At 41.5% G+C, this 5,968-nt stretch carries 7 protein-coding genes and 1 pseudogene; 3 read left to right on the top strand and 5 right to left on the bottom strand.

What is annotated here, in order from left to right:
• Nucleotides 1–156: 156 nt before the first annotated feature.
• Together AC1DPZ_RS20480 and hpt are read right to left on the bottom strand one after the other, a co-directional pair.
• On the bottom strand, nt 157–369 hold the full coding sequence (locus AC1DPZ_RS20480) for a DUF2281 domain-containing protein (protein ID WP_477406873.1): 213 nt from the start codon (nt 367–369) through the stop codon (nt 157–159).
• Nucleotides 370–485: 116 nt separating this feature from the next.
• Complete coding sequence (hpt, locus tag AC1DPZ_RS20475) at nt 486–1,025, bottom strand: hypoxanthine phosphoribosyltransferase (RefSeq protein WP_477406871.1); 540 nt, start codon at nt 1,023–1,025, stop codon at nt 486–488.
• Between the two features lie 136 nt (nt 1,026–1,161).
• Here hpt and AC1DPZ_RS20470 point away from each other — a divergent pair, with 136 nt between their 5' ends.
• Together AC1DPZ_RS20470 and def are read left to right on the top strand one after the other, a co-directional pair.
• Nucleotides 1,162–2,391 carry a M16 family metallopeptidase gene (locus tag AC1DPZ_RS20470; RefSeq protein WP_477406875.1) on the top strand — a complete coding sequence of 410 codons (1,230 nt, stop codon included), beginning with the start codon at nt 1,162–1,164 and terminating at the stop codon, nt 2,389–2,391.
• Nucleotides 2,392–2,408: 17 nt separating this feature from the next.
• A complete protein-coding gene (gene def / locus AC1DPZ_RS20465) occupies nt 2,409–2,981 on the top strand; it encodes a peptide deformylase (RefSeq protein ID WP_477406869.1) in 573 nt (190 codons plus the stop codon).
• Nucleotides 2,982–3,095: 114 nt separating this feature from the next.
• On the opposite strand, the gene AC1DPZ_RS20460 is transcribed toward def, so the two are convergent.
• The 3 genes from AC1DPZ_RS20460 to AC1DPZ_RS20450 all read right to left on the bottom strand — a co-directional run bounded on the left by AC1DPZ_RS20460 (nt 3,096) and on the right by AC1DPZ_RS20450 (nt 5,359).
• A complete protein-coding gene (locus AC1DPZ_RS20460) occupies nt 3,096–3,722 on the bottom strand; it encodes a hypothetical protein (protein ID WP_477406867.1) in 627 nt (208 codons plus the stop codon).
• Between the two features lie 119 nt (nt 3,723–3,841).
• The gene (locus AC1DPZ_RS20455) at nt 3,842–4,120 is read right to left on the bottom strand and encodes a NifU family protein (RefSeq protein ID WP_477406865.1); all 279 of its coding nucleotides are present in this window, start codon (nt 4,118–4,120) and stop codon (nt 3,842–3,844) included.
• A gap of 153 nt (nt 4,121–4,273) precedes the next feature.
• Complete coding sequence (locus AC1DPZ_RS20450; protein ID WP_477406863.1) at nt 4,274–5,359, bottom strand: Mrp/NBP35 family ATP-binding protein; 1,086 nt, start codon at nt 5,357–5,359, stop codon at nt 4,274–4,276.
• Nucleotides 5,360–5,477: 118 nt separating this feature from the next.
• Between AC1DPZ_RS20450 and AC1DPZ_RS20445 the strand changes: the two are divergent.
• Nucleotides 5,478–5,968, top strand: a pseudogene (locus tag AC1DPZ_RS20445) (penicillin-binding protein); the annotation flags it as partial.

Below are 5,968 nucleotides of genomic sequence, written 5' to 3'. Positions count from 1 at the left end.
AAGCTACTCTGTATTTTGGGGATTGCTTCGTGCCTCGCAATGACGGTCTGTTTTTTTATTTTTAAACAGCTTCTAATATTTTATTTGGAATTTTTGAACTGTCTTCCTGAAACCAAATCAAGCAATGCGTATCCAGGAGATACTTTTTACCAGCCATTACATATAATCTTTAAGATCATCCAATGGTTCATTGAAATCGTCTGGTAAAGAAACTTTGCCCTTAAGCCCCCCCGGAACTCTTTTGATTGTTTTTGGAGAATCGGTATCGGTAAGAAAAGTAATTATTACATCCGTTTTAGATTGTACGGGGGCATCTTCGCTCATAATGATACGTCCTTTTTCGTAATATCCTTTAATTGCGGTGAGCATAATTAAACAAATATACAAAATGATTAATTGTTTTATAAATCGCGCCGAGTGATAGATTTCTTATATAATCCAGTTTTCATAAATCCCGAATCCAACATCCCAATTCCGAAATCCTATCAACCTACCTTTTTATAAATATCCCTTAAATTCCGCCCCATTTCCTGATAATCTAATCCATAGCCTACCACAAATTCGTTCTCAATTTCGAAGCCAACGTATTTCAGCTCGTCTATCTTTTTTTGCAGGGCGGCTGGTTTAAGCAGCAGAGAACATACTTTAATGGATGCAGGGTTGCGTTGCTTTAGTTTATCTATCAGGTAGTGAAGCGTATTGCCGGTATCCACAATATCCTCAATAATAAGCACATCCCGGCCTTTTATATCTAAAATTAAGTCTATATCGTCGCGAATTTTAAGCTTGCTGGTGGTGCCGCCATAATAGGAGGCCAGCTTGGTAAAGGAGATCTCGCAGGGGATGGTTATTTGTTTTATCAGGTCGGCGATGAATAAAAAGCTGCCGTTAAGCACGCCTACAAAAACCGGAACGCTTTGTTTAAAATCTTCGTTTATCTGTAATCCAATAGTTTTTACGCGGTCTTCAATAATTTCGGCGTTAATAAGGGGCTCAAACTCAAGGTCGGCAATTTTAATTTTCATTGATGTGTTTTAAGGGGTATCTGGTTTTAAACGATGTAAGCTTTTTCATTTTAGTGTACTAAAGTACTAAAATCACTTACAAATCATACGTAAAATAATTGTAACATATATAACGCTATCTTTGCATTTCCATATGATCGACTACCAGGCCCATACCTTACCCAATGGCATCCGCATTTTGTTTAAGCCATCGCCCTTTGCCGTAACGCATTGCTGCTTTATTGTAAACGCCGGCTCGCGCGATGAAGGCAACCAGCAGGAGGGCCTTGCTCATTTTATTGAGCACTTATTATTTAAAGAAACCGAAAGGCGCAACACTAATCAAATATTAAACCGGCTGGAATTGGTAGGCGCCGATTTAAACGCCTATACGACCAAAGAATATACCTGTATCCACGCCTCCCTGCTTAACCAGCACCTGGAACGTGCTATAGATCTGTTTGAGGACATCCTGTTCCACTCTACCTTCCCCGAGGATGAGCAGGAAAAGGAGCGCGGCGTAATTCTTGATGAGATTGCCTCATACCTTGATCAGCCGGAAGAAGCTATCCAGGATGATTTTGAGGAGTTATTGTTTAAAGACGAGCCCATCGGCAAAAACATTTTGGGCACACCCGAAACCGTTGGCCGGATGAACAGCGGCGATATGCGCGCTTTCATTAAAGCTAACTACAGCACATCCGAAATGATATTTGCTGTGCATGGTAATTATGATTTTAAAAAGGTTGTTAAGTTAGCCGAAAAATACTTTGGCAGCATTGAATCCCATCAGCCCACCAAAAACAGGATAAGGCCGCAACCTAATGAAAGCGGAATATTTGTAGTTAAAAAGCCGATCTCCCAAACCCATTGCATTATTGGCAACCAGGCTTACGCCTCATCGCACCAATCCAAAAATGGGTTGCTGTTGTTAAACAACCTGCTTGGCGGAATGGGAATGAGTAGCCGGCTTAACCTGGAAATCCGTGAGAAGTATGGCATTGCCTACACCATCGAATCGAACTATACACCTTTTACTGATACCGGCATTTTCTCTGTTTATTTTGGAACAGACACCGAAAAGGCTGATAAAGCCGCAAAGCTTGTTCATAAAGAATTAAAAAAACTGCGCGAGCAAAAGCTGGGCACCTTGCTATTACACCAGGCCAAACAAAAATTTATTGGCCAGATTGCATTGGCAGAGGAAAATCGGCTTAGCCTTATCATATCCATGGCCAAAAGCCTGCTCGACTTTAACCATATTGAAACCTTAGAGGAGATTTTTGCCAAAATAAATGCGGTAACAGCCGACCAGCTGCTGGAAATAAGTAATGAAATATTTGACAACGACGGCTTAATTACATTGAAATTTGAGCCTAAACAATAAACCTGTATTTTTGCAAAATGAAGTACCCTATCATCGCCTACGGAGATCCTGTTTTAAGAAAAAAAGCCACTGCTATTGAGTCGGACGAATATCCACATATAAAAGAGCTCGTGAACAACATGTTTGAGACTATGTACGGCGCCCGTGGTGTTGGCCTGGCGGCGCCGCAAGTGGGTATGTCTATGCGTTTATTTGTGGTGGATGCAACTGTTTTTGATGATGAAGAGCCGGAGCTGAAAGATTTTAAAAAGGTATTCATTAATGCCGTTATTTTAGAGGAAAGCGGCGAGGAGTGGGGTTTTAATGAGGGCTGCCTTAGTATCCCGGATATCCGCGAGGATGTTTATCGCAAATCGGTAATCAGGATTTCGTATTACGATGAAGACTGGAAACATTATGAGGAAACCTTTAAAGGCATGGCTGCCCGCATCATTCAGCATGAATACGATCATATTGAAGGAAAATTATTTACAGATAAGCTAAGCCCGCTGCGCAAACGGCTTATTGAGAAAAGGCTGAACGACATTTCAAAAGGAATAGTTAATGTTGATTATAAAATGAAGTTCCCGGCTGCAAAAAAGGGGAGATAGTCAGTAGAGAGCGGGTAGTAGTGAGTGGAAAAACCACGATCTTCCTTCGCCTTCAAGTTCACTATAAACATAGTAAGATTAGCAAACGCACTATTCACAACTGTCCACTCACCACTATTTGCTATCCGCGTCCGAGATCTGTTTGATCAGGCTTCCCCAGGCAAGTGGGTTTAGTAAGGGGTTGGGCGTTAATGAATGCGAGTTGAGGATGCTGGTGTGCATGCTTTGTGCATTTGCCGATTGAATTTCCTGCGCATCCCGTGGAAGGGTATTAAACAATGCGCTAAGAGATGCTTTACTGATATTTTTGCGGGCTATCTCCAGGTCATCATCCGCCAGTTTTATTGCTAAAAAATCTTTCTTGAATTCATCTGTAGTGGCCCACGGAAATACATGAAATGCCGGCAGGTTAATAATTTGTGGCTTTATGCTTACCTGCAGCGTATAACTTTTACCGGGCAGGTTGGCCGGAATTACAACCGTGACTTGTCCGTAACCTACACAAGTAAAGCGCAAGGTATCCTGTTCATGTGCTACAAAAGAAAAATAACCTTTGTAATTGCTTAAGTTAACCTGGTTGTGGAACGACGTGTTGGTGATGGTAACATAAGGAACAATCACCTTTGCACTATCGGCATTATGAACTATACCAGTAAATTGCACAACCGGTCGTTCCTCGTGACTTTGCGCAAATGTGGCAGCCGAAGCAAATAATAAAAATATAAAAACCAAATATTTCATATACCTGTCTCTTTTCCGCTGTTTATTACCTTAAAAAATATAAGGGAAAAGGTTTCAAAATGTTGCTCAAAAATACGTTAATACAGTAAATATAACCTGTATTTAACAATTCTTAACACCTATCTTAAATTTTCTGGCAGTACTGCATTAGGATCGTCAATATCCGTAAGGTTTATTGCTTCAATTGAGGTAACCTCGGGCACAGCCTTTTTAATGGCTTCCTCAATACCTGCTTTAAGGGTCATAATGCTCATTGGGCATGATCCGCATGAGCCAAGCAATTTTAATTTAACAACCCCTTCAGAGGTGATTTCTTCAACAGAAACATTCCCGCCATCAGCCTCTAAATACGGACGAATTGTATCTAAAGCTGCTTCAACCTGACTTAATAAACTCATTTTTACTAATTTATAACTAAAGTAAAGTTATTAATAATTTACAATATTCTATGTTCCAATATTTTGCCCGATGTTGCTATAACATCAACGAAAATATTCTCTTTTTATGTTAGTGCGATGTTTGGGTTGCCTCCCGGCAACAGGCCCTAAATTTTATACCTCAACTTTTTTTTCCAGGCTCTTATCAAAGTTTGAAATGGCTACCTGCTGGGCCACACGTTGCGCCATATTTATAAAAGCAGCGGTCATCGCGCCGTTTTCTTCCAATATAGCGGGAGTGCCCGAATCGCCGGAATCACTGATGCTTTTAATCAGCGGGATCTCTCCTAAAAACGGAACATCCAGTTGCTGAGCAAGCTTTTGCCCGCCCCCCTTGCCAAAAATGTAATACTTGTTATCCGGAAGTTCGGCCGGAGTAAAGTACGACATGTTTTCAACCACACCCAGTATCGGCACATTAATGGCCGGCATCATAAACATGCCTATTCCCTTTTTAGCATCAGCCAGCGCTACGTTTTGCGGCGTTGTTACAATAACAGCACCGGTAACCGGGAAGGTTTGCGTAACAGTGATGTGGATGTCGCCCGTTCCGGGCGGAAGATCGATCACCAGGTAATCCAGTTCGCCCCAATCGGCATCGTTAAATAATTGTTTTACAGCAGTTGATACCATTGGCCCGCGCCACGGCACCGGCTGGTTAGGATCTGTAAAGAAACCTATTGATAATAGTTTAATACCATATTTCTCAATGGGCTCAATCCGTGTTTTTCCATCCACAACGCTGGCCTGCGGGCGAACACCCTCCAGCCCGAACATGATAGGTATTGACGGGCCATAAATATCGGCATCTATCAACCCTACTTTAGCGCCCGAATATGCAAGGCCAAGGGCAAGGTTTACCGCAACTGTTGATTTRCCCACACCGCCTTTGCCCGATGCTACTGCAATAATATTTTTAACCCCCGGTACGCCGGTGTTTTTTTGCGTAGTAACATGCGATGTCATGTTGATGCTTACCACCGCCTCTTTACTTATAAAGTAGCTGATGGCATTACGGCAGGCATTTTCTATTAACGCTTTTAGCGGACACGCCGGTGTGGTTAATATAACCGAAAAGCTAATGCTGTTGCCCTCAATATGTATATCCTGTATCATGTTAAGGGTAACCAGGTCTTTTTTCAGGTCTGGTTCTTCAACATTACCCAGTGCTTGTAAAACTTGTTCTTTAGTGATTATCATATTATTACGGGCAAATTTATAAAAACAGGTGGTTGATTTATGTTTGTTAAGGAAACAATTTACAGAAACAACCGTTTGGAGGGGATAAGAATTAGTTTAGTTTTGGAAAAATTTACTCATGAAGCGCCTCAACCCTAAATACATACGCATAGCCGCATTTATCCTTATTCCCTTATTTATTATATTGCTTACTGGCTGTTATATCGCCTGGTCAAAACGCGAAGCCCTGCTTCAAACAGCTATCGGCAAAGCTACAGCAAAAGCAAAGCGCGATTATAATTTAGATGTAAAAATAGGCTCGGCCCATTTTACAGGTACCAGCACGATATCTTTCTCAGATGTTAGCATTGTGCCCGAGCAGCGCGACAGCCTGCTTAGTATAAAAAACTTTGTGGTAAGTGTTAGGCTACTGCCGCTGRTTGTGGGCGATATTAAATTATCTGACGTTTTATTACAGGACGGGTTTATTAACCTAACCAATATAAAAGGGGTAAAAAACTTCGATTTCCTGTTTAAAAAGAAAAGAGATACTACATCAACACGCAAGGTAGATTTGAGTCAGCTTGCCAACAACCTGGTTAACGAGCTGTTATACAAGATCCCGGATAA

The sequence above is a fragment of the Mucilaginibacter sp. P4_G9 genome (genome assembly GCF_056400985.1).
Note: the sequence above shows the minus strand (reverse complement) of the source record. Positions and strands in the feature narration are given on the sequence as shown.

Excerpts from the sequence above, each read along its gene's own strand:
- AC1DPZ_RS20480 (WP_477406873.1), bottom strand. The coding sequence starts at position 369 with ATGCTCACCGCAATTAAAGGATATTACGAAAAAGGACGTATCATTATG.
- hpt (WP_477406871.1), bottom strand. The coding sequence starts at position 1,025 with ATGAAAATTAAAATTGCCGACCTTGAGTTTGAGCCCCTTATTAACGCC.
- def (WP_477406869.1), top strand. The coding sequence starts at position 2,409 with ATGAAGTACCCTATCATCGCCTACGGAGATCCTGTTTTAAGAAAAAAA.
- AC1DPZ_RS20460 (WP_477406867.1), bottom strand. The coding sequence starts at position 3,722 with ATGAAATATTTGGTTTTTATATTTTTATTATTTGCTTCGGCTGCCACA.
- AC1DPZ_RS20455 (WP_477406865.1), bottom strand. The coding sequence starts at position 4,120 with ATGAGTTTATTAAGTCAGGTTGAAGCAGCTTTAGATACAATTCGTCCG.